22 protein-coding genes and 1 pseudogene are annotated in these 23107 nt (G+C 53.8%); 13 read left to right on the plus strand and 10 right to left on the minus strand.

Annotated elements, in window-relative coordinates:
- The first annotated feature begins 6 nt into the window (after positions 1 to 6).
- The 3 genes from ACLTX1_RS10635 (at position 7) to ACLTX1_RS10645 (ending at position 1884) form a co-directional block, all read left to right on the plus strand.
- Positions 7 to 849 carry a fumarate hydratase gene (locus ACLTX1_RS10635; protein WP_176820949.1) on the plus strand — a complete coding sequence of 281 codons (843 nt, stop codon included), beginning with the start codon at positions 7 to 9 and terminating at the stop codon, positions 847 to 849.
- Between the two features lies 1 nt (position 850).
- Complete coding sequence (locus ACLTX1_RS10640) at positions 851 to 1432, plus strand: Fe-S-containing hydro-lyase (protein WP_176820950.1); 582 nt, start codon at positions 851 to 853, stop codon at positions 1430 to 1432.
- A 134-nt stretch (positions 1433 to 1566) separates the two neighbouring features.
- Positions 1567 to 1884, plus strand: a complete 318-nt coding sequence (locus ACLTX1_RS10645) for a hypothetical protein (protein ID WP_308449317.1) — start codon at positions 1567 to 1569, stop codon at positions 1882 to 1884.
- Between the two features lie 107 nt (positions 1885 to 1991).
- Here ACLTX1_RS10645 and ACLTX1_RS10650 read toward each other — a convergent pair whose 3' ends face one another.
- Positions 1992 to 2894, minus strand: coding sequence for a sugar phosphate isomerase/epimerase family protein (locus tag ACLTX1_RS10650; protein ID WP_176820951.1), 903 nt, complete (start codon positions 2892 to 2894; stop codon positions 1992 to 1994).
- Between the two features lie 59 nt (positions 2895 to 2953).
- Positions 2954 to 3556, minus strand: coding sequence for an HAD family phosphatase (locus tag ACLTX1_RS10655; RefSeq protein ID WP_308449316.1), 603 nt, complete (start codon positions 3554 to 3556; stop codon positions 2954 to 2956).
- 236 nt (positions 3557 to 3792) lie between these two features.
- Between ACLTX1_RS10655 and ACLTX1_RS10660 the strand changes: the two genes are divergently transcribed.
- The 4 genes from ACLTX1_RS10660 (at position 3793) to ACLTX1_RS10675 (ending at position 8276) form a co-directional block, all read left to right on the plus strand.
- Positions 3793 to 5955, plus strand: a complete 2163-nt coding sequence (locus ACLTX1_RS10660) for a Tex family protein (protein WP_308449315.1) — start codon at positions 3793 to 3795, stop codon at positions 5953 to 5955.
- A 115-nt stretch (positions 5956 to 6070) separates the two neighbouring features.
- Positions 6071 to 6856: a threonine/serine exporter family protein gene (locus ACLTX1_RS10665; RefSeq protein WP_308449314.1), complete on the plus strand. Its 786-nt coding sequence runs from the start codon at positions 6071 to 6073 to the stop codon at positions 6854 to 6856.
- Complete coding sequence (locus ACLTX1_RS10670) at positions 6853 to 7317, plus strand: threonine/serine exporter family protein (RefSeq protein ID WP_308449313.1); 465 nt, start codon at positions 6853 to 6855, stop codon at positions 7315 to 7317. The genes ACLTX1_RS10665 and ACLTX1_RS10670 overlap by 4 nt, the downstream gene beginning before the upstream one ends.
- On the plus strand, positions 7314 to 8276 hold the full coding sequence (locus tag ACLTX1_RS10675) for an RluA family pseudouridine synthase (RefSeq protein WP_176820956.1): 963 nt from the start codon (positions 7314 to 7316) through the stop codon (positions 8274 to 8276). The genes ACLTX1_RS10670 and ACLTX1_RS10675 overlap by 4 nt, the downstream gene beginning before the upstream one ends.
- A 98-nt stretch (positions 8277 to 8374) precedes the next feature.
- On the opposite strand, the gene ACLTX1_RS10680 is transcribed toward ACLTX1_RS10675, so the two are convergent.
- The 5 genes and pseudogenes from ACLTX1_RS10680 to ACLTX1_RS10700 all read right to left on the minus strand — a co-directional run bounded on the left by ACLTX1_RS10680 (position 8375) and on the right by ACLTX1_RS10700 (position 14572).
- Positions 8375 to 9562, minus strand: a complete 1188-nt coding sequence (locus ACLTX1_RS10680; protein WP_308449311.1) for a murein hydrolase activator EnvC family protein — start codon at positions 9560 to 9562, stop codon at positions 8375 to 8377.
- Positions 9555 to 10466 (minus strand): permease-like cell division protein FtsX, encoded by a 912-nt coding sequence (gene ftsX / locus ACLTX1_RS10685; protein ID WP_176820958.1) that lies wholly within the window; start codon positions 10464 to 10466, stop codon positions 9555 to 9557. The genes ACLTX1_RS10680 and ftsX overlap by 8 nt, the downstream gene beginning before the upstream one ends.
- Positions 10467 to 10681: 215 nt before the next feature.
- Positions 10682 to 11335 (minus strand): annotated as a pseudogene (ftsE, locus tag ACLTX1_RS10690) (cell division ATP-binding protein FtsE); the annotation flags it as partial.
- A gap of 295 nt (positions 11336 to 11630) precedes the next feature.
- Entirely contained in the window at positions 11631 to 12716 is a 1086-nt protein-coding gene (locus ACLTX1_RS10695; protein WP_176820960.1) for a PucR family transcriptional regulator, read from the minus strand.
- A gap of 263 nt (positions 12717 to 12979) precedes the next feature.
- A complete protein-coding gene (locus ACLTX1_RS10700) occupies positions 12980 to 14572 on the minus strand; it encodes an SH3 domain-containing protein (RefSeq protein ID WP_412330913.1) in 1593 nt (530 codons plus the stop codon).
- A gap of 424 nt (positions 14573 to 14996) precedes the next feature.
- Here ACLTX1_RS10700 and ACLTX1_RS10705 point away from each other — a divergent pair, with 424 nt between their 5' ends.
- The 5 genes from ACLTX1_RS10705 to ACLTX1_RS10725 all read left to right on the plus strand — a co-directional run bounded on the left by ACLTX1_RS10705 (position 14997) and on the right by ACLTX1_RS10725 (position 20435).
- Positions 14997 to 17618 carry a valine--tRNA ligase gene (locus tag ACLTX1_RS10705; RefSeq protein WP_412330914.1) on the plus strand — a complete coding sequence of 874 codons (2622 nt, stop codon included), beginning with the start codon at positions 14997 to 14999 and terminating at the stop codon, positions 17616 to 17618.
- Positions 17618 to 18898, plus strand: coding sequence for a folylpolyglutamate synthase/dihydrofolate synthase family protein (locus ACLTX1_RS10710; RefSeq protein WP_343285350.1), 1281 nt, complete (start codon positions 17618 to 17620; stop codon positions 18896 to 18898). The genes ACLTX1_RS10705 and ACLTX1_RS10710 overlap by 1 nt, the downstream gene beginning before the upstream one ends.
- A 133-nt stretch (positions 18899 to 19031) precedes the next feature.
- On the plus strand, positions 19032 to 19361 hold the full coding sequence (locus ACLTX1_RS10715; protein ID WP_412330915.1) for an anti-sigma factor antagonist: 330 nt from the start codon (positions 19032 to 19034) through the stop codon (positions 19359 to 19361).
- Positions 19358 to 19801: an anti-sigma F factor gene (spoIIAB, locus tag ACLTX1_RS10720; protein WP_308449306.1), complete on the plus strand. Its 444-nt coding sequence runs from the start codon at positions 19358 to 19360 to the stop codon at positions 19799 to 19801. Before ACLTX1_RS10715 ends, spoIIAB begins: the two co-directional genes overlap by 4 nt.
- Positions 19791 to 20435 (plus strand): sigma-70 family RNA polymerase sigma factor, encoded by a 645-nt coding sequence (locus ACLTX1_RS10725; RefSeq protein ID WP_308449305.1) that lies wholly within the window; start codon positions 19791 to 19793, stop codon positions 20433 to 20435. The genes spoIIAB and ACLTX1_RS10725 overlap by 11 nt, the downstream gene beginning before the upstream one ends.
- On the opposite strand, the gene ACLTX1_RS10730 is transcribed toward ACLTX1_RS10725, so the two are convergent.
- Genes ACLTX1_RS10730 through metA form a run of 3 tightly spaced genes read right to left on the minus strand, consistent with a single transcriptional unit; the run spans position 20403 to position 22678 of the window.
- Positions 20403 to 21044, minus strand: coding sequence for a GNAT family N-acetyltransferase (locus ACLTX1_RS10730; protein ID WP_412330916.1), 642 nt, complete (start codon positions 21042 to 21044; stop codon positions 20403 to 20405). The two genes, ACLTX1_RS10725 and ACLTX1_RS10730, sit on opposite strands and share 33 nt — an antisense overlap.
- Before the next feature lie 46 nt (positions 21045 to 21090).
- Complete coding sequence (locus ACLTX1_RS10735) at positions 21091 to 21711, minus strand: HAD family hydrolase (protein ID WP_176820967.1); 621 nt, start codon at positions 21709 to 21711, stop codon at positions 21091 to 21093.
- Between the two features lie 46 nt (positions 21712 to 21757).
- Positions 21758 to 22678, minus strand: coding sequence for a homoserine O-acetyltransferase MetA (metA, locus tag ACLTX1_RS10740; RefSeq protein WP_176820968.1), 921 nt, complete (start codon positions 22676 to 22678; stop codon positions 21758 to 21760).
- 245 nt (positions 22679 to 22923) lie between these two features.
- On the opposite strand from metA, the gene ACLTX1_RS10745 reads away from it, so the two are divergent.
- Positions 22924 to 23107, plus strand: a 184-nt coding sequence (locus tag ACLTX1_RS10745) for a hypothetical protein (RefSeq protein WP_412330917.1), incomplete at its 3' end; no start/stop codon positions are given.

The raw sequence follows: 23107 nt of genomic DNA on the forward strand, positions 1-23107 counted from the left end.
AAATCCATGCGTGAAATTGAAGTCAGCCAGATCACAGACATTGTTGAGAAGCTGTGCATCGCGGCAAACGAGCACCTGCCGGAGGACGTAAAGTGCGCCATCCGCTCCTGCCGCGCCTGCGAAGACGGCCAGATTGCACAGGGCATTCTGGACAACATCATCGAAAATTTTGAAATTGCAGATAACGAGTGCGTTCCGATCTGCCAGGATACCGGCATGGCCTGCGTATTCCTTGAGATCGGCCAGGACGTGCACTTCGTCGGCGGCGACCTTACGGAAGCCGTAAACGAGGGCGTGCGCCGCGGTTACGACAAGGGCTACCTGAGAAAGTCCGTTGTTAAGGACCCGGTTCGCCGTGGCAACACCGGCGACAACACCCCGGCTATGCTGTACACCGAGATCGTCCCGGGCGACAAGGTGAAGATCACCGTCGGCCCGAAGGGCTTCGGCAGCGAAAACATGAGCCAGATCCGTATGTTCAAGCCGTCCGCCGGCTTGCAGGGCATCAAGGACTTTATCCTTGAGGTCGTAGAGACCGCAGGCCCGAACCCGTGCCCGCCGATGGTCGTCGGCGTAGGCATCGGCGGTACGTTTGATAAAGCAGCGTTGCTTGCAAAGAAGGCGCTCATGCGCCCGCTTGATTCCGAGAACCCGGACCCGTTCTATGCAGACCTTGAAAAAGAGATGCTCGAAAAGGTCAACCAGCTCGGCATCGGCCCGCAGGGCTTCGGCGGCAAGACGACGGCCATCGGCCTCAACATCGAGACCATGCCGACTCATATTGCCGGCATGCCGTGCGCTGTCAACATCAACTGCCATGTAACGCGTCATAAGACGGAGGTGCTGTAAAATGGAAAAGCGTATTACACTGCCTTTGACTGCGGAGCTCGCAAAGACGCTCCATGCCGGTGACAGAGTTCTGCTGACCGGTACCATCTATACTTCCCGCGATGCCGGCCACAAGAGAATGTGCGAGGCACTTGCACGCGGCGAGAAGATCCCGTTCGATCCTACGGACGCTACGATCTACTACGTAGGCCCGACCCCGGCAAAGCCGGGTCATGTCATCGGTTCCGCAGGTCCTACCACCAGCGGCCGTATGGACGCGTATGCCCCGACCATGATGTCCGTGGGCGCACGCGGCATGATCGGCAAGGGCGCTCGTCTGCCGGAAGTCGTAGAAGCCATGAAGAAGTATAACGGCGTTTACTTCGGTGCCATCGGCGGCGCAGGCGCGCTGCTCGCAAAGTGCATCAAGAAGGCAGAGCTCATCGCGTATGAGGATCTCGGCGCCGAGGCACTGCGCAAGCTGTATGTAGAGGATATGCCGCTCGTCGTCATCATCGACAGCGAAGGCAACAACCTTTACGAAGAAGGCCGCGCAGAGTACCTTGCAGAGCACAAGGCACACGAAGCGGAAAAGAACGCTTAAGTTGTAAAAATAACAGGAGCGGAACTATGGGTTAGGTTCCGCTCTTGCTTATATTAAACAGGATGTGCCGCGCACAGCTTTCAGAATTTTTTGCACAGTGCATTCCGAAAATTTAGTTTAAGGGGAATAAACGCATGACACCTGAAATGATTGCTGAAATACTGGAAACCGTAATGATCCTTGCATTCGGTCTTTCCTGGCCGCTTTCCATTTACAAATCTGTAAAGTCCAGAACCGCTAAGGGCAAGAGCCTGCAGTTTGAGATCTTCATCTGGCTCGGCTACATCGCCGGAATTGTGATGAAGTGCATCCAGTTCTTTGTCATCGGCAAGAGCGGTCCGATCTTCGTTTTGAGCTGGGTCTTCTATTGCCTGAACTTCATCGAGATCACCATCGATATGCTTCTCTACTTCCGCAACGTGAAGCTCGATAAAGAGAACGAGGGTAAGTAATTTCACATGTGTCCGAAACGGCAGCCTGCGGGCTGCCGTTTTTGCGTTGCATCAAAAAAAGACGGACACCGAATGCCCGGTGTCCGTCTGCGTTTATTAAGCTAAAATTACAGCATAAGGTCGCGAATGTACTTAATGGTGTACTTAACGCCCTTCTCGCCTTTTTCGCCCTGCCAAGTCATGGAGTGCGGTTCGATCGCGAGGTAGCCGTCATAATCGTGCTGATACAGTACCGCGAAGAATGCGCGCCAGTTGATGGAATCGATGCCTGCCGGCGGGTTGTCGTAGTAACGTCTGTCTGCCGCAAAGTCGCCCATCAGCTCGTCCTTGAGCTCCGGGTGACGAACCATCAACTCGCGGTTTTTCCACTCTGACGGCTCGTGAGAGTCGCCGTACTGGATAACGCCCTTTACGTGGCAATATACGAACTTGTCGCCCCATTCCATGCCTTCCTTGAGGTATGCGCCCTTGTCGCCGCCATGTACGAAGCTGTGGGACGGATCATACTTGATGCCAAGGCCAGGAACTTCGTCCAGAACAAGCTTCCACTGCTCCGGCGTGCGAATGTAGTTGCCGCCCATCATGCAGTTGACAATGCCGCACTTCATGCCGTTTTCCTTTGCGTAGGAAACGATCTGGTTCAGAACCTTAATAGCCGCGGTGATGTTCTTGTAGTAGGAAAGCTGCGGAACATACGCAACGCTGCACAGATAGTGCTTTGCGCCGAGTGCTGCGCCGAAATCGATGGCTTTCTTCACTTCGCTCCACTCCGCTTCGATCACGTCGCCGTTCTCGTCCAGAATATGGCTTGCCCAGCGGCCTACCGCGCCGACTTCAACGCCGGTCTCTTCAATGGCCTTTTTGATCTCGTCCTGGTTCTTGACGACCTCGTCCAGCGGACGACCGAAAAATTCAGTCGGGTTCAGGTCAAACTCAACGAAGTCGAGTCCGAGTTCTTTTGCGTGTACCAGTGTTTTGGCTTCCGGTGCACCGATAATACCGAGTTTCATAGTGATTCATCCTCCAATAAGAATTAAAAAATAACTTGATCGGCAAACACTGCCGATTTTTACCATGTTACGCCGAGCACGTGCAAGTCGCGGTCAGTCTGTTCCTTGTTTTCTACCGTGATGGCGTGCAGACCAAATTCCCGCGCAGCTTCGGTGTTTTTCGCGTTATCATCGAGGAAAACGGCGTTTTCCGGCGTGATGTCGAAGCGCTCGCACAGTGTTTCGTAAATTTTCCTGTCCGGCTTTACAAGCTTTACCTCATACGAAATGAGTGCGCCGTCCGCATACGGCAGGAAATCAAACGTGTCTTTCACACGGTTAAAGCCGAATTCGCTGAAGTTTGAAAGTATGTAGACCTTGTAGCCTTTCTTTTTCAAATTGCGCACCCAGTCCGCCGCGTAAGGGTACACGGTGACAAGCTCGTGGCTGTCGTGAACAATGCGCCTGATTTGCTCCGGGTAGTCCGGCGCGTTTTTCGTCAACAGCGCGACAACTTCTTCCTCTGTCAGCACGCCGCGGTCGATCTCTGCCCATTCGGGACTCATCACGGTTGCGTTTGCAAGTGTATCGACAAGATCTTCGCCGAACCACTCCACAAAGCTGTTGTGCCAGTGCCATTCGGTCAGCACATTTCCAATATCAAAAATAACGGTATCAATCATAAAAAATCTTCTTCGCCTCAAACACGGCTTTTCCTTTGTGATGATTTGTGTTATAATAGAGACGGAATTTCAGGTAAAATTCACATTCTTTTGTTTATTATACCATGAAAAACTCAAAATTGCAATGCCTTTTTGACGGAATACACATACGCATTTAAGGAAAGTTGCCGTGTGTAAAGTCGGGCGTCTATACGGAAAGGATAGCTTTCACAAATTTGAAAGCCGGGGAAAACAGCATGACAAATTACGCAGCCGCGCTGGCGGCGCAGTTTCACTTAAAAGAACAGCAAACGGCAAAGCTCATTGAGCTCATCGACGCAGGCAACACCATCCCGTTTATCGCGCGGTACAGAAAAGAGGAGCACGGATCGCTCGATGACCAGACCATCCGCACGGTGTACGAGCGCCTGCAGTACCTGCGCAATCTTGATACGCGCAAGGCGGAAGTGCGCGAGCTTATCGAGGGCACGGGAAATTTGACACCCGAAATTGAAAAAAGCCTTATAAATGCGGCAACGCTGGCAGAGATCGACGATATTTACCGCCCGTTCCGCCCAAAGCGCAAAACGCGTGCCGGCATGGCAAAGGAGCGCGGCTTAGAGCCGCTTGCAAAGAAAATTCTGGCGCAGGAAAAGGGTGTTGACCCGATGAAGCTCGCCGAGGGTTACGTCAACGCAGAAAATGGTGTTAATACGTCGGAAGACGCACTGAACGGCGCGAAGGACATCATCGCGGAGACAATTTCCGACGACGCCGTTATGCGCCGCCGCCTGCGCATGGCTGCCATGGCGCAGGGCGTCATCACGAGCCGCGCCGCAAAGGACGAGGATTCCGTGTATCGCATGTATTATGAATTCTCTCAGCCGGCGGCAAAAATCGCAGGCCACCGCGTTCTGGCGCTGGACCGCGGCGAGCGCGAGGGCCTTTTAAAAGTTTCGCTTGAAATGGATGACGTGCGCGGGCAGGCAATCTTGACCTCCGCTTACGTAAAGGGCAATTCCGCGTGCAGCGAAGTCGTACGCGAAGCCGCAGTTGACGCATACGGCCGTCTCATTTTCCCGTCTATCGAGCGGGAAATTCGTGCGGAGCTGACCGAAAAAGCGTGCGACAACGCCATTAAGGTGTTCTCCGTAAACCTCCGTCAGCTTTTGATGCAGCCGCCCGTCAAAGGCCGCGTGACCATCGGCCTTGACCCCGGCTACCGCACGGGCTGCAAGGTCGCCGTTGTCGATGCCACGGGCAAGGTACTCGACACCGGCGTCATTTATCCCACGCACAGTGAGGCACGCGTGCGCGAAGCCAAACAGACGCTCGTAAGGCTTATCAAAAAGTATGGCGTCACACTCATCGCTATCGGCAACGGCACGGCGTCGAAGGAAACGGAGATCTTCACCGACGAAACGCTGCGCGAAAATCATCTTGATATCGATTACATGGTTGTCAGCGAGGCGGGCGCGTCGGTCTATTCCGCGTCGAAGCTTGCGGCGGCAGAGTACCCGGAGTACGACCTGACGCTGCGCAGCGCCGTTTCCATCGCGCACCGCTTGCAGGATCCGCTTGCAGAGCTCGTGAAGATTGACCCGAAGGCCATCGGTGTGGGGCAGTATCAGCACGATATGCCCGCAAAGCGTCTGGATGAAGCGCTCGGCGGCGTAGTCGAAGCCTGCGTGAATGCGGTCGGTGTTGACCTCAACACGGCATCACCGTCGCTGCTCGAAAACATCGCGGGCATTTCCTCCGCCGTGGCGAAGAACATCGTCGCGTATCGGCAGGAAAACGGCGCGTTCACAACGCGCACGCAGATCAAAAAAGTGCCGAAGCTCGGGCCGAAAGCGTTCGAGCAGTGCGCAGGTTTTCTGCGTGTGCCGGAAAGCAAGAATATCTTAGACCACACCGGTGTGCATCCGGAATCGTATGATGCGGCAGGCACTTTACTCACCGCCTGCGGCTATGACCTCAAAAAAGCGCCGGAGGGCGGTTTTAAGGGACTCAAGGAGGAAGCGGAAAAGCTGGGCATCGCAAAGCTCGCCGTGCAGTGCGGTGTAGGCGAGCCGACGTTAAAAGACATCATCGCGGAGCTGGAAAAGCCCGGCCGCGACCCGCGTGACGAGTTGCCCAGTCCCATCCTGCGCAGCGACATCAAGGACATGAAGGACTTGAAGCCCGGCATGGAAATGCGCGGCACGGTGCGCAACGTCATCGATTTCGGTGCATTCGTCGATATCGGTGTGCATCAGGACGGCCTTGTGCACATCACGCAGATCTCTGATAAATTCGTGCGTCACCCGTCCGATGTTTTGAAGGTTGGCGACATTGTGACCGTGTGGGTGCTTGCCGTAGACGTTGCGCGCGGTCGTATTTCCCTCACGATGAAAAAGCCGAAAGAGCAGCAAAATTAAAAAATCGCGGACAGCTTTGCGCTTTTTGTCCGTGAACGGTTGACACGAAGGCCCGGACGCGGTAAACTTGTTTTCGGCAAAACACAGAAAACATGGGGGCGAAAGAGGAAATAAGATGACAGAAGAACGCAGTGAAAGTGCAGCGGGGCTTTCCTTTAAAATGGGGGAGGCGCTGCTCAGAAACGGCGCGGAGATTTTTCGCGTGCAGGAGACCATGGAGCGCGTGGCGCGCGCCTACGACATAGAAGAATACGACGTGTACGTGCTTTCCAACGCAATCTTTGCAAACGCGGTGGAAAACGGAGAGAAGATCGACACAAAACTGAAATTCGTGCCCGGATCCACCATTCATTTCGGGCGCATTGTGGGCATCAACCAGCTTTCACGCGAGATTGTCGCGGGCAAAGTCTCGGTAGAGGAAGCCTATGCGCGCTTGCACGAGATCGTTTCCATTCCGTATACGCACCCCATTCGGCTCGACCTTGCGTGTGCCGTAGGCAGCGCGTGCTTCAGCTACCTGTTTGGCGGCACCGTGTTCGACGCCGCTGCGGCGTTCATCTGCGGCTTTGTTTTGCAGGTGTTCCTAAACGCCATCGATAGCCGCACGGCCTCTAAATTCATCATCAATCTGGCGTCAAGCGCTGTTGTGGCGGTTTGCGCCGTGCTGCTGTTTACCGTGGGGCTCGGCGACAGCTTAGATAAGATTATCATCGGCTCCATCATTCGTCTTGTGCCCGGCGTGGCGCTGACGACCTCCATCCGCGACTTTTTAAACGGCGATTATCTGAGTGGAACCATCCGCATAATCGACGCATTTCTGGTCGGCGGGTGCATCGCCATCGGCGTCGGTGCCGTGGTGATGACCTACATCAGCCTGACAGGAGGTGCGCCGCTCTTATGACACCGGAAGCTGTTTTCGATTGGGCAATCCAGACCGCGGTGGCGTTTGTGGCAACCATCGCGTTCTCCATCATTTTCCATACCCCGCGCGAGCAATACGTCTGCGCCGGGCTTGTCGGCGCATTTAGCTGGCTTATTTATATCGTCTATGTATATTTTACGGGCGATGTTGTGTTCGCGTCGTTTTTTGCGGCGCTCGGCCTCACCTATTTGGCGCGTGTATTCTCGTTTGCGCGCAAAGCGCCGCTGCCCGTGTTCCTCATCGCCGGAATTTTTCCCGTTGTGCCCGGCGCCGGTATTTATTATACGGGCTATCACATTTTCATGAACAACAACGTAGAGGCGATGTCCAAGGGCGTAGAGACCATTAAAATCGCCATTGCCATTGCGCTCGGCATCGGCATCGTCGTCTCACTGCCGCGCTTTTTCTTCACACTGCGCCGGAAAGGAAGCACCACTTGAAACAGGTCACCATCGCTCAAAACGACGCCAACCAGCGCGTCGATAAATTCCTCACAAAAACATACCCTAACCTGCCGCAGTCTATGCTGTATAAGGCTATCCGCAAAAAGGACATCAAGGTAAACGGCAAGCGCTGCGAGATTTCCACGCGATTGCAGGAGGGCGACGTGCTGACGATGTACTTGAAAGACGAGTTCTTCGCGCAGGCGCCGAAGGAATACGATTTTCTGAAAGCCCCGCTGAAGCTCAACATCATCTATGAAGACGAGAACATCATGATCCTCGATAAAAAGCCGGGGCTCATCGTGCACCCGGACGAGCACTATCATTTTGATTCGCTCATCGCGCGCGTGCAGCACTATCTTTACGAAAACGGGGAGTATGACCCGGAAGCGGAAAATTCTTTCGCCCCGGCGCTCATCAACCGCATAGACCGCAACACAGGCGGCATCGTTATGGCGGCCAAAAATGCTGAGACACTGCGTATCATGAACCAAAAGGTTAAGGACCGTGAGATGGATAAGCTCTATCTCTGCGTTGTGTGCGGCGTGCCGAAGAAGAAAACGGATATTTTAACGGGCTATCTTGAGAAAAACGAGAGCCAGAACCGCGTGTATATCTCGAATAAAAAAACGCCCGAAAGCCGCAGCATCAGGACAAAATACACGGTGCTTGAGACCCGCCGCGATTTCAGCTTGCTCGAGGTGGAGCTGCTCACCGGCCGCACGCACCAGATCCGCGCGCACATGGCGTCCATCGGCCACCCGCTTGCGGGCGACGGCAAATACGGCAAAAACGTGCAGAACAAAAAGACGGGCTTCCCGTATCAGGCGCTTTATTCCTATAAGCTTATCTTCCGCTTTACGACCGAGGCCGGCATGTTAAGCTACCTCGACGGCCGCGAGTTCACGGCACAGGACGTCTGGTTCCTCGATGAATTCCGCGCGTTTCCAAAGTAATTCAAATCCCAATAGAACAGAAACGCTCCCGTTTCCCTGCGCAGTGCAGAGGAACGGGAGCGTTTCTTGTGTGTTATAAGGATCAGAGGAGTGTGATATTAAAAGTAATTGAACGGGTTCGTGGTGCTGCCGTAGTAAATAACTTCAAAGTGAAGGTGCGGGCCCGTAGAATTGCCCGTAGAGCCCACGTAGGCGATCGTTTGGCCGGGGGAGACGGTATCACCCACAGAGCACGCAAGGGCGCTGGCATGCGCGTAGCGCGTGGAATAGCCGTTGCCGTGGTCAATGAACACGCAGTAGCCGTAGCTGTCCATCCAATCGCTGTAAATGACTTTGCCGCCGTCTGCCGCAACGATGGGCTTACCGTAGATGCCGCCGCCCGCAATGTCGATGCCGCGGTGGCCGCCGTCGCCGTAATAGCAGGTGATGTAGGTGTAACCCGGCATCGGCCACACAAAGCTGCCCGTGCCGATATATCCGACACCGCTGTCGTAAGAGCCGCCGGAGTTCGTGCTTGCGGCTTTCAAAGCGGCGTAGTAATCTTCGTACCATTTATCAATGGCCGCATCGGCCTCTTCTTTTTCCTTTTCGAGGCGCTCGGCTTCCGCCTGTGCTTCGGCTTCGTTCTGCTCGGCCTCGTCTAAGAGCTTCTGGTTTTCGAGGTACAGTGCGGAGAGCTCATCGCTTTTGGAATCGAGATCCTTTTTGTCGGTGCTCAGTTCTTCTTTGTCCGCGTTGATTTTTTCCACCTGCTCCTGAATGGAGGTCAGTTGCTCTTCAAGCGTGTCCAAAAGCTCGGTATCGTGCTTTGTAACGGACTGTATGACTTCACTTTTCTGCGTGTAATCCACAAGGCTTGTGCTGCTCAGCAAAATGGAAAGGTTAGAAGCTTCGCCCGCCATGTATAAGGCGCGCAGGCGCTTTTTCAGTTTCGTATAATTTGCGTTGATGCTGATGCGTGTGTCAGCAATATCCTGCTCGCCCTGTTCGATCTGCGCATCCAGCTCGTTGATGCGCTGCACCAGAATGTCAAGCTGCTGCTGGATAATATCGATCTTGCCCTGCAGCTCGTCGCGGTAGGCGCGCTTTTGGCTTACGTCATCACGCAGTTCTTCAAGGCGTTTGTTGTTTTCTTCCTCTTGCTTTTCGAGTTCGGCAAGCTGAGATTTTAAGTCCGTGATGGATTCTGCCGAAACGTTCGGCAGCTGCACCACGCCGGAATAAAAGGCTAAAAGACCTGCAAGCGTAAACGCGGTCAGACCGCGCAGAAAGCTGTGCTTACGCAACTGCGTTCTCTCCTTCGTTATTGAGATATTTGCCGATGGAAATGCTGCCGCCGAAAAGGCCGAACAGCGCACCGACAATGGCGTAGCCCGCAATGATGTACATCACATACGGGTCGATATCCACAGCGTTAAGGAACGGCACGATGTTATAAAGCGCCTGTACCGCGTACTTATAGGCAACGAGCAGAATCGCAACGGAAATGCCGCCGGAAATGAGGCCGATGAGCATGCCCTCTACGATGAACGGGATGCGCACGAAGCCGTTCGTTGCACCGACGGACTTCATAATGCTGATTTCCGTGCGGCGGGAGAACATCGTGACCTTAACGGTGTTGGAAATGATGAACAGGGAAACGATGGCGAGGATGACGATGATTGCGAGGCTTGCCACGCGCACGATCATATCGATGTTCGAAAGCTTTGTGGCAATGTCGCTGTAATCGGTGTAGTGATCCACGCCCTCAATGGCCTGTATCTGCTGTATAGTTTCGTCATATTTGGAGAGATCATGCATGGAAATTTGATAAGCGTCCGGCAGCGGGTTTTCGTCGCCGTCCAAACCCTCCAGCACAACGGCGTTTTCGCCGAGCAAGTCCATCATGTCGGCAAGACCGTCGTCTTTCGGCACAAAGGTGCATTCGCTCACGTTTTCGATGCTGCGAATCTGGTCGCCAACCTGCACGGCGGAAAGAGACGGCAAACCGTTCGTCAGATACACCGTGATGCTGTTGTTGTCTTCAATGGAGGACATCATGGAGGTAAGGTTGATGGAAACAAGGCTTGCGCAGCCGGTCAAAAGCAGGCAAGAGATCAGCACGCCGATGGAGGCGATACTCATCGTTCTGTTTTTCCAAAGGTTTTTTACGCCTTCTTTGAGCAAATATCCGAAATTATGAAACTTCATGGGAATCTGTTACCATCCTTTCACACAGGTCAGCCGTTTGCCTGGTCGTTGTTTTGCGGAGCCGTGAATTCTTTCGTTGCATACGGCTGTGCGTCGGCATCCGCCTTGGCGCGTGCTTCCTTTGCACGGCGAATGGCCTCGCGGTCTACGGCTACGGTCTCCTGTGTGGCAACGGCCTGTGCCGCAGCCTGCTGCTCCTTGGAGATGGCAGCGGTATCGGCCACAATCTCGCCGCTGTGAATCTGAATGATGCGCTTGTGGAAGTGCTTGACAAGGGAGTGCTCGTGCGTGACCATCAGCACGGTGGTGCCGCGCTCGTTGATGGCGCTGAGCAGATCTACGATCTCGTAGGAAAGTGCCGGGTCGATGTTGCCGGTCGGCTCGTCCGCGATGATCATGGAGGGGTTATTGACAAGGGCGCGCGCAAGGCCCACACGCTGGCGTTCGCCGCCGGACATTTCGGTGGGGTAATGCTTTGCTTTGTGCTGTAAGCCCACAAGGCCCAGAATATACGGCACGCGCTTTTTAATGGCTTTCGGGGAGGCGCCCACAACGCGCATGGCAAACGCCACGTTGTCGTACACGGTCATGTGGTCGATGAGGCGGAAATCCTGGAACACAAGGCCCATTTTTCTGCGCACATACGGGATCTTGCCCTTGCGGATGTGGCTGATGTCCTGGCCGTCAATGAGCACCTGACCTTCGTTCGGGCGCTCCTCACAGGTAATGAGCTTCAAAAAGGTACTTTTGCCCGCGCCGCTGGAACCGACGATAAAGACGAACTCGCCTTTTTCGACCTTCAGGTTGATGTTGTGCAGCGCTTCCGTACCGTTATTGTAAACTTTAGAAACATTGCGGAATTCGATCAAAGTGTACTCCTCCTTTGGAGATATAAATAAACTCGGCGCGGCAGAATGCCCGCCCGGTCATTTGCAAATGAAAATCTCATTTGGGTGAAATACCGCAGAAAGCCTACGATACCACCTTGCTATTATACCAACATGGTTTGCATTTTTAATTCTAAAAAAGAATTATTCGTTATACTTTTGTAACTTTTGTAACTTCTTGTAATGAAAAATTTGCGCAGAAAGCAGCAGCGCCGCACAAAACCGTGTAAAGGCTCTGTGCGGCGCTGCATTAGGAATAAATAAAACGAGAAATCAATCAGAATTTAGAGGGGCTGCTGGAAAGGTACTTTTTGACCATCAGCGCTACCTTAAAGACGATGGCGTCCTCAAACTCACGCAGGTCAAGGCCGGTAATCTTCTTGATCTTCTCAAGGCGGTAAACAAGCGTGTTTCTGTGGACGAACAGCTTTCTGGAGGTCTCGGAAACGTTCAGGTTATTTTCAAAGAAACGCTGAATGGTGAACAGCGTCTCGTGGTCGAGGGACTCAATGGAGCCGCGCTTGAAAACTTCCTTCAGGAACATTTCGCAAAGCGTGGTCGGCAGCTGATAAATCAGACGGGCAATGCCGAGGTTGTTATAGCTGACAATGGTCTTTTCGGTGTCGAATACCTTGCCGACCTCAAGCGCAATCTGGGCTTCCTTAAAGGAGCGCGCAAGATCCTTGATGCTGTCTACAACGGTGCCGATGCCCACAACGCAGTGGGTGTAGAATTCGCTCGAAAGCGTGTCTACAATGGAGCCGGCAAGCTTATCGATGTCGCGCGGGTCGATGTTGGAGCGAATCTCCTTCACGAGCGCGATGTCCGTCTCATTGATGTTGATGACGAAATCCTTGTTCTTATCCGGGAACAGATTCTGCACCACGTCGTACGCGGAAACATCGGTCTGGTTCGTCACTTTGATGAGCATGCAGACGCGGCTGACATCAGAGTTGAAGCGCAGCTCGCGGCTCTTCAGATAAATGTCGCCGGGCAGGATGTTATCGAGGATAACGTTCTTGATGAAGTTGCTGCGGTCATACTTTTCATCGTAATACTGCTTGATGCTGTTCAGAGAAACAGCCAGCAGGCCGACATATTTTGCGGCTTCCGGGTCGTTGCCGGAGACGAACACTGCGTATTCCGGGCGTGGGCGGCTGCCAAAGGATTTATATGTGTAGTTGCCGGAAACAAATGCAGCCTGAGATGCAATGTCTTCCGCCGTTACGGATTCCGTTACTTCGCCGATCTTGCCGAGCTCGCTGCACGCGATAATCACGGAGGACTCGTCGATGACGCCGATCGTGCGGTCAATGGAATCACGCATCTGATGAATGACGCCCTGAAACAGTCTATTGGACATGATTTCCTCTTTTCTCCGTCGCTTCAAATTCAGTCCTGCGCGGTTTTCGACGGCTCCCGCACAGTTATCCATTCTCTATGTTATCTATATTACAGAATTAAAACCGATTTTTCAAGTCTTTTTGAGTATTTTTTTTGAGAGTTCGTAAATCTGCACAAACTGAAAGACTCCGTTTGCTCTGTAAGCAATTTAGACCCCATATAGCGGCTAAAAACAGGAGCGGCACAGGAAAACGCCCGTGCCGCCCGAAATTTCGATGCTCTTTACTTTAAGTATTCGGTGAAAACATAGCCTGTGCGGCTGCCGTAGCTCACCTTGTACCACTCGCTTGTGGTCTTTTCCAAAACCGTCACGCTTGCACCCTCCGGGATGACCGTCAGCACATTTGTGTCCGTGCCGGTGCCGGAACGCAAATTAAGATACGCCGTGGTGCGCATCGTATCGGAAGAAGCGGAGCTGTCCGTGCTGCCGGAATTGCTACCGTTCATTGTGATATATTCGCTGAACATATAGCCGCTCTTGCCGTTCACGGTCACGCCGTACCAGTCGCTCACGCTTGTGTCCGTCACGGTGATGGTTGTACCGTTTGCGATAACGCCGAGGGAGCGGTAGTTTGTGCCGCGGCCTTCGCGCAGGTGTACGTCTTCGTTCGTCTGTGCGGAAGCGGAGCCGTCTGTGCTGCCGGAAGACGTGTTGTTATCGGAGCTACCCGTGCTGGTCAGCTTGATGTATTCGCTGTACATGTAGCCGCTTTTGCCGTTTACGGTCACTGCATACCACACGTCGCTTTTATCCGTTACGGTAATGGCCGTGCCGCCCGGAATCACGCCGAGTGAACTGTAATTCGTGCCCTTGCCGCTGCGCAGGTGCACACCGGTGGTCGTCTTTGCGGCCTCGCCGTTCGTGCCCGTGTTGGAATTATCGGAGCTGCCGGAGTCGGAAGAATCATCCTCGTTCACCGTGCCGGTCACGTTTAGATATTCGGAGAAAACGTAGCCCTTCTGACCGGAAGCCGTTGTCACGGCATACCATTCGCTGTTCTTCGTGCTTGTCACGTTCACTTTTGTACCCTCTGCCAGCACCGTAATGGTGTCATAGCTAAGGCCAGGGCCCTTGCGCAGGCGCACACCGGCAGTCGTCTTCGCGTTGAATGCGGAGTCTGCTTCGGAGAAGCTGCCGTTTGCGGAAGACGGCGTTTTGTCGGAAACACCGTCGCTGCCGAAGGTATACGTCACACCGTTGATGGTGCGGGTGGTGTTGATGACATATTCGCCGTTTTCATAATAGAAATAGTCGCCGTCAAACTTATACCAGCCTGTCGTGGGGTATGTAATGCTGCCGAGCTTGTGCCATTGCAGCCAACCATGGCCCGGAATGGATTCGTAGCGCATATTAACGCCCCATGTGCTGTTGTCCACCACCATGCCGTTGCCGACGTACACGCCCACGTGGTCATAGTTCGCAATGGTCACAATCAGGCCGTGCGTGCGCGGAATCGTATCGATAGGGCCGGATTCCACCGCGTCGTTCGCCTGCGCCGTAACGGTGCGGGGATAGTTCCAGTTCGGCTGAATGTTGCTGTTATCATCCACCCAGCAGAAGTAAGAATAAATAAGGCCGCTGCAATCCGAGGCACGCACACCGTTCGAGTTGAAGTTGCCGTAAGCGCCGTAAGAATACTGCCAACCGTCGCGATAGGCCTTTAAAGCGTGCTCCGCAAGGCCGATGGACGTCAGCTCCGCGGAAGCCGCGCTGACGGTCGTGCCGGTGTTCGGCAGTACAGTGCTGCATATCAAAATAAGCGCGGCAAGCAAAAAGGCCGCAGCCGTTCGGGAAAGCTTTTTCACGTTCTGCATTGTTGTGTTCCTCCGTTCGTCATTACATTATATAAACGTATAAGCGTGTGTTCACGGCGGACGGTCCGCCGCAAAGATGTGGGCAATAGTTATTACAAATCGGTAACATTGTACCACAAAGATTACAAAAATGCAACCCCTATTCGTTTTCACGTGCAAAGGAACTTATACTATCTGTATACAACACCGAAAACACAGAATGTTTCACGCTGTGAAATGTTATAAGACCGCCGGGTTTTCCACAAATCACTCACCCTGTGGGGGAAAGTTGAGTGTATCCGTAAAAACCGCGGAATCTCCCGCCGAAACGCCCGGAAACCTTGACAAAATCCCGTGAAAATGCAATAATATTAAGTCAATAGAATGTCATCAAACACACTATTTATAAACACACTTGTGTTTTAATAAACTGGAGGGAGAAAACGTGTCTAAAGAGCTTGCTAAGGCTTACGAGCCGAAAGAAGTTGAAGACCGGATCTATGACTTCTGGATGAAGGGCAAATACTTTCATGCCGAGGTAGATCCCAAAAAGAAGCCGTACACCATCGTCATTCCGCCCCCGAACATCACGGGTCAGCTGCACCTTGGCCATGCCATGGATGAAACGCTGCAGGATACGCTCATTCGTTGGCGCAGAATGCAGGGCTATTCTGCTCTGTGGCTGCCGGGCACCGACCACGCTTCCATCGCAACGGAGGCGAAGATTGTAGAGGCCATGCGCAAAGAGGGCATCACAAAGGAAGAAATCGGCCGCGAAAAGTTCCTGGAGCGCGCCTGGGCGTGGAAGGATCAGTACGGCGGCAGGATTGTCGAGCAGCTCAAAAAGCTCGGCTCCTCCTGTGACTGGGATCGCCTGCGCTTCACGATGGACGAGGGCTGCAACAAGGCCGTCAACCACGTTTTCAAGAAGCTGTACGATAAGGGGCTCATCTACCGCGGTGAGCGCATCATCAACTGGTGCCCGCACTGTAAGACCTCCATTTCCGACGCCGAGGTCGTGTTCGAGGAAAAGGAAGGCTCCTTCTGGCATCTGCGTTACCCGTTGAGCGACGGCTCCGGCTACATTGAGCTTGCGACCACCCGTCCGGAAACCATGCTGGGCGATACCGCCGTGGCGGTGCACCCGGATGACGAGCGCTACAAGGCACTCGTCGGCAAAACGGTCATTCTGCCGCTCGTCAATAAAGAAATCCCGATCATTGCCGATAGCTACGTGGAGCAGGACTTCGGTACCGGCGTTGTGAAGATCACCCCGGCACATGACCCGAACGACTTCGAGGTTGGTCTGCGCCATAATCTGCCCGTCATCAACGTCATGGACGACGGCGGTGTCATCAACGAAAATGGTGGCAAATACGCCGGTATGCCGGCGCTCGAGGCCAGAAAGCAGATTGTCAAGGATCTCGACGAAGCAGGCTTCCTCATTAAAATTGAGCCGATCAAGCACAACGTCGGCACCTGCTATCGCTGCGGCACCGTTGTAGAGCCGCGCGTTTCCACGCAGTGGTTTGTCAAAATGGAGCCCCTCGCAAAGCCGGCCATCGATGCCGTCAAGGACGGCGACATTCGCTTCATTCCGGAGCGCATGGATAAGGTCTATTATAATTGGATGGAGAACATCAAGGACTGGTGTATCTCCCGTCAGCTGTGGTGGGGTCACCAGATTCCGGCGTGGTACTGCGAGTGCGGCGAGACCATCGTCTCCGAGACCGTGCCTACCGTCTGCCCGGAATGCGGCGGCACACACCTGACCCGCGACCCCGATACGCTTGATACGTGGTTCTCCTCCGCGCTGTGGCCGTTCTCCACGCTCGGCTGGCCGGATAACACCGAAGAACTCAAATATTTCTACCCGACGAACACACTCGTCACGGGTTATGACATCATCTTCTTCTGGGTGGCACGCATGATCTTCTCGGGTCTTGAGCACATGGGCGAAGTGCCGTTCAACACAGTGTTCTTCCACGGCCTCATCCGCGACGCACAGGGCAGAAAGATGAGTAAGTCTCTCGGCAACGGTGTCGATCCGCTCGATGTCATCAGCGTTTACGGCGCAGATGCCCTGCGCTTTACGCTCGTTACGGGCAACAGCCCCGGAAACGACCTGCGTTTCTCCGAGGAAAAGGTCAGCGCTTCCAGAAACTTTGCCAATAAGATCTGGAACGCCGCACGCTTTATCCTTATGAATATCGAAGGCAAGGACATCGACTGCGCCCTGCCGAAGAAGCTCTATACAAGCGATAAGTGGATTTTAAACCGCTTCAATAACGTCACGGCAGCCGTCACCGAAAACCTCGAGAAGTTCGAGCTCGGCATGGCGGTCAGCAAGCTCTATGACTTTATCTGGGACGATTTCTGCGATTGGTATATTGAGCTTGCAAAGATCCGCATGAACGGCGCGGACGAAGAGAGCGCAGACAGCGCCCGCCGTGTCCTCGTCTGGACGATGAGCAACACCTTAAAGCTCCTGCACCCGTTTATGCCGTACATCACGGAAGAAATCTGGCAGACGCTGCCGCATGACGGTGAAGCCCTCATCGTCGCAAAGTGGCCGGAGTACGACGAAGCCCTCTCCTTCCCGCAGGAAGCGAAGAACCTCGAAAACGTTATGGCGCTCATCCGTGCCATCCGCACCCGCCGCAATGAGATGAATGTGCCGCCGTCGAAGAAAGCGCACATCTACATCGATACCGCGCATCCGGCACCGTATGAGGAAGCGAGCGAATTCATCGCACGCCTCGCTTACGGCTCCAAGGTTGAGATCGGCACGGGCTTTGACGTACAGGGGGCCGTAACGGCTGTGACCGACGACGCAAAGGCGTTGTTGCCGATGGACGATCTTGTCGATAAGGCAGCGGAGACCGCACGTCTCAACAAGGAGCTTGCAAACGCACAGAAGCAGCTCGATACCGTCAAGGCGAAGCTTGCAAATGAAAAATTCACCTCCAAAGCGCCGCAGAATGTCATCGACGGCGTAAAGGCAAACGGCGAAAAGCTGGAAGCAAAGATCAAACTGATCCTCGAAACATTGGAGAGCTATCAATAATGACCTACGAAGAAGCACTGCAAAAGATCAATTCCCGGCTGCGCTTCGGCATCAAGCCGGGGCTGGAGCGCATTGAAGCGCTCTGCAAAAAGCTCGGCGATCCGCAGAAGAAGCCGCGTTTTGTCCACGTAGCCGGCACGAATGGCAAGGGCACCACCTGCACGCTTATCGCGAGCGTGCTTACGGCGGCAGGCTACCGCACGGGCCTCTACACGTCCCCGTATGTGCTCGATTTCCGTGAGCGCTTCCGCATCGACGGCGAAATGATCCCCGAGGCGGAGCTCATCGAAGAAGTAAAGCGCGTGTCGCCCGTTGCGGACGAGCTTGAAGCCGCAGGCGATACCGTTACGGAGTTCGAGTTCATCACCGCGCTCGCGTTCGATTGGTTCGCGCAGCGCAACTGCGATTTTGTCGTGCTCGAGGTCGGTCTCGGCGGTCGATTTGACGCGACGAATGTCATCGATACGCCGGAAGCTGCGGCCATTGCGTCCATTTCGCTCGACCACACGGCGATTTTAGGCGATACCTACGCGAAGATCGCGTTCGAGAAAGCGGGCATCATCAAAAAAGGCGGCGACGTCGTGCTGTACCCCGTGCAGGATCCGTCCGTGTTCGAGACTATCGAATCGGCGTGCAACGAGCGCGGCGCACACCTGCATATCCCGGATGAAAAGAACATGCAGGTAAACGGTACTGCACTTACGGGCACCGCGCTTACGTGGCGCGGCCTGCCGCTTACGCTGCCGTTTACGGGCGTGCATCAGGTGCACAACGCCGCCACGGCGCTTACCGTGCTCGACGTTCTGCGCGAAAAGCACGCAAACATCACCGATGAGGCGCTGCAAAAGGGATTTGCCTCGGCGTATATCCCGGCGCGTATGGAGATTTTGTCCCAAAAGCCGCTCGTGCTTTTAGATGGCGGCCACAACCCCGGCTGTGCCTCTGCGTTGCATGAAGTGCTCAAAACACATCTTTCCGGCCGTCATATCACAGCCATTATGGGCATGATGGCGGATAAGGACAGCATGCGTTATCTGGAGCTGACCGCGCCGCACTTTGAGAGAATTATCACGGTGCAGCCGCAAAACCCGCGCTCTTTATCGGCGGAAGCCCTCGCGGACGAAGCAAAGCACTTCTGCAAAGACGTGCAGCCTGCGCAGAGCATGAAAGACGCGATAGAGAAAGCAACCGTTTCAGGCGACGAAGTGCTCGTCATCTGCGGTTCATTCTTCTTAGCATCTGAAATTCGCGACCTCGCCATCGAAAAATACAAGGCGTAACACAAATTTAATCGGCCGACACACTGCGGCAAAAAATACGGACAGGTTCCTTTAGAATTTTCTAAGGAGCCTGTCCTTTTTGTTATTATTTAAATTTCAAACGGACATTTCGGGCCTTAAAGGAGCGAACACGATGAATTTGCGAATTGAATTAAAAGGCGGTGCGATGACGGCCTCCATGCGCGGCGAGCTCGACCACCACACTGCCGGTGAAATGCGGGAGCAGATCGATAGTACAGCGAAAAAAGTGCGCCCGCAAAAGCTGATTTTAGATTTTAAAGAGGTACCGTTTATGGATTCCTCCGGCATCGGGCTGATTCTCGGCCGTGTCCGCACGGCGGCGCTGTGGGGCGGGCACGTCACCGTACGCGGATTGTCACCGCAGTTAAAGAAAATGGCGGAGCTTTCCGGCGTCTCCGCGCTCGCGGTGCTGGAAGACACCGGGAAAGGAGCGAAAAGATGAAACAGATCATCAACCGCATGGAGCTGCGCTTCCCGTCCGGCTCCGTCAACGAAAGCTTTGCGCGTGGCGCGGTCTCCGCGTTCGTCCTGTGCCTTGACCCCCTCGTCACAGACTTAAACGATTTAAAGACCGCCGTCAGCGAAGCCGTGACGAACGCCATTGTCCACGGCTACCGCGATACCATCGGCACCGTGTACATAACGGCTGTAATCTACGCGGACGGCACCGTGCAGGTCAAGGTGCGCGACCGCGGCTGCGGCATCCCGGATATCGAAAAAGCCATGGAGCCGCTGTTTACCACCGGGGGAGAGGAGCGCGCGGGGCTCGGCTTTGCCGTGATGCAAAGCTTCTGCGACAGCGTGCGTGTCATTTCAAAGCCTCAAAAAGGCACCACCGTGACGCTCACAAAACGGTTTGAGCGCAAGCCGAATGGAGAATAAAGACTTTGCCGAGCGCAACGTGGGGCTTGTGCGCGCGCTTGTGCCGCGTTTTCTCGGGCGCGGCATCGAATACGACGACCTCTTTCAGGCGGGCTGCGAGGGGCTCATCAAAGCCGCCGCACACTTTGACCCCGACCGCGGCTATAAGTTTTCCACATACGCCGTGCCTGTCATTTTAGGCGAAATGCGCCGCCTGTTCCGCGAGGGCGGCACGGTAAAGGTTTCGCGCGGATTGAAAGAGCTTTCCATAAAAGCGGTGCGCCTATCCGAACAGATCGAAACGGAGACCGGAAAAGCGCCGAGTGTGTCCGTTCTTGCGGAAAAGCTCGGTGTTCCCGAAGAAAAGTGCGCGGAAGCCCTGAATGCCGCGGCACAGCCCGTTTCTCTCACCGGCGACGACGAAAACAACGAGACGGACATTCCCGTCGACGCACCGGAAGAAAAAATCACCGATCACCTCGCCTTGCAGCAAATACTAAAGGCGCTGCCCGAGGAGGACCAGCGCCTTATCTACTATCGCTATTTTAAAAATCAGACCCAAACGGAAACGGCCAAAAGGCTCGGCACCACACAGGTGCAAATCAGCCGTCGCGAGAAAAAATTACTCCTCCGTCTGCGTGGTCTGCTGCTGTGAGGTTGTTTCCGCGCCCGCCAAAACGGTGCGCGTGTTCTTTAAGAAGTTGTAGTCGCTCAGCAGCATGGCGTAATACGCCAAATTCACAACGCCCTGACGCTCCCAACGGTGGCATTCGCGCAAAACGCCCTCGCGCTGAAAGCCGGATTTCTCCAAAATGCGCTGCTTGTCAATGTCCGCATCTAAGCAAACGGACTGCACGCGGTTCACGCGTGCCATCTCAAACAGGTAGCGGCACAGCGCGCCCATAGCTTCTGCCGGATATTCCGTGCCCACACAGCGGCGGCCGAACAAAAAGCGCAGCTGCACCATGTTCATGCCCTCGTCCGCACCGCCGATCTCGATCCACCCGATGAGGTGTGCGAGGTCGGTGTTTGCATATACGCCGAGCGTTACGGTGCGCTTTGCGGCAAACTGCGCGTTTGCATCCTGAATCTTATATTCCGCCTGCACGCGCTCCTTGGCGGGCGCTTCATATTCGTAGCGGTACAGTTCTTCGTCCTGCATAATCTCCCACAGTGCGTCGCCGTCCGCAAAACCAAGGCGGCTCAGCGTCATGTTTGCACTGGTGAGAAACGGGCAGCTCTCAAAAAGCAATTCGGTTCTCATTTCGGTTTCTCCCATCTCTCATAGTATCGTAAGCGGAAGCGGCGTCTTAAACCAGCGCCGGCAGCTCCGCAATATCGTAAATCTTCGGCACGTTTTCCACATTGCCAAAGCCGTAAGCGGCGAAAATAAACGGCACGCCCGCCTGTGTCGCGGAGTTATAATCCCACACCGTGTCGCCCACGTATACCGGGGCTTTCAAGTGATTGTGCTCCACGACCAGCGCGATGTTGTCGGCCTTCGGCTTACCTGTGCTGCCCATGCACTCATAGTCCGTAAAATACTGCGCCATGTTGTGCGCCTTCAAAAACGCCTGAATATACCCGTTGTCGCAGTTGCTCACAATGCACAGCGTGTGCGTTTCGGAAAGCTTTTTCAGTGTCTCGTGCATATGCGGGTATAGCTTTGCGCCGTGCTCCGCAAGATATTCACATTCCAGCTTGAAATCCTCGTTAAAGACTTGCATTCGGCGCTCGTAAGAAAGGTACGGGAACAGCTTCTCCGCCAGATCGTCCATACCAAGGCCCATCACGCCTGCGTATTCCTCTTTTGTGGGCAGGTGCGTCACGTCCGGCTGTGTCTTTAAATATTCGAGCAGCACCAGATGTCCTTCCTCCACGGCGTCCCACAGGGTGCCGTCCAGGTCAAAAATAATGCCATCGTATTTCATCGGAAATCTTTCTCCTTTATATATAATAGTATAGGGGAGAGGGCGCTCAGCCCTCCAAATGGTTCAGATCATACGGCGTTTGCTGATAAACGTAGTAGTTCAGCCAGTTCGCAACAAGCAGATGTGCGTTGCTGCGCCACGTAAACGGGGGTGTCTTCTGGTCGTCGTCATCCGGGAAATAATTGTACGGCACTTTGGGGTTCAAACCCTTATTGATGTCGCGGAAGTATTCCTTCGCCAGCGTGTCGCGGTCATATTCCGCGTGGCCCGTCACAAAGAACTTGCGCCCGCTCTTTTCGGCGACGATATGCACGCCCGCGAGGTCGGAGAGCGAAAGTACAATGAGCTCGTCGTGCTTTTTGATGTCGTCAAGGTAAACCTCCGTGTAGCGCGAGTGCGGCGCAAAGTAATTATCGTCAAAGCCGCGCATCAAGGGATGATACGGGTTCAACACATGGTGATTGTAAATACCGGAGAGCTTTTCTTTCATCAAATGCTTCTGAATGCCATAATGGTAGTAAAGACCGGCCTGCGCGCCCCAGCAGATATAGAGAACGGAATACACATGCGTTTTGCTCCATTCCATAATGGCACACATTTCGTCCCAGTAGTCCACTTCCTCAAACGGCATCTTTTCCACCGGCGCGCCCGTGATGATGAGGCCGTCAAAGCGCTGGTCCTTCACGTCGTTAAAGGTCTTATAAAATGTATTCAGATGATAAGAGCTTGTGTTGCGGCTGACATGCGATGCCATGTGCAGCAACTCAACGTCCACCTGCAGCGGCGTGTTGCCCAGCAAACGCAAAAGCTGCGTCTCGGTCTCGATCTTTGTCGGCATCAAATTAAGTATCGCAATCTTTAAAGGGCGAATGTCCTGCAAAGCGGCGCGCTCGTGCGTCATCACAAAGATGTTTTCGGACTCCAAAACCTCAATGGCGGGCAAATCCGCCTGTATACGAATAGGCATTGCTTTTTTTACCTCCGTCATATATACTATTATATAGGGCACAGGGGCCCGATACGTTTCAGTATAGCATACTTTGTCCCTCTGTAAAAGAGAGTAAAAGCGGTTTGAAGCGATTTTTTTCAAAGTTTTTTCAAAAGTTTTTCGGACTTTTTTCAGAAAAAACCGAAAAACGCAAAAGAAAAAGCGAAAGCGGCGGTTTTGCTTACACTGTATGTTGTTGATTTTGCGAAATCAAAACACAATATATGCACACAAAAAAGAAAATCGAAAAAAACTTAAAAAAAACGAAAAAAAGTGTTGACAAAAAGGGTTCCCCGTGGTATTATATACAAGCGCTCGAGAGAGACGGCAAAAAACTGAAAGCGAAAAGCTTAAAAGGAAAGCCGCTTGAAAGAGAGCACAGGACCTTGAAAATTAAACAACGAGAGA

The sequence above is a fragment of the Hominenteromicrobium sp. genome (genome assembly GCF_046974225.1).
In the GTDB taxonomy this organism is placed as follows: Bacteria; Bacillota; Clostridia; order Oscillospirales; family Acutalibacteraceae; genus Hominenteromicrobium; species Hominenteromicrobium mulieris.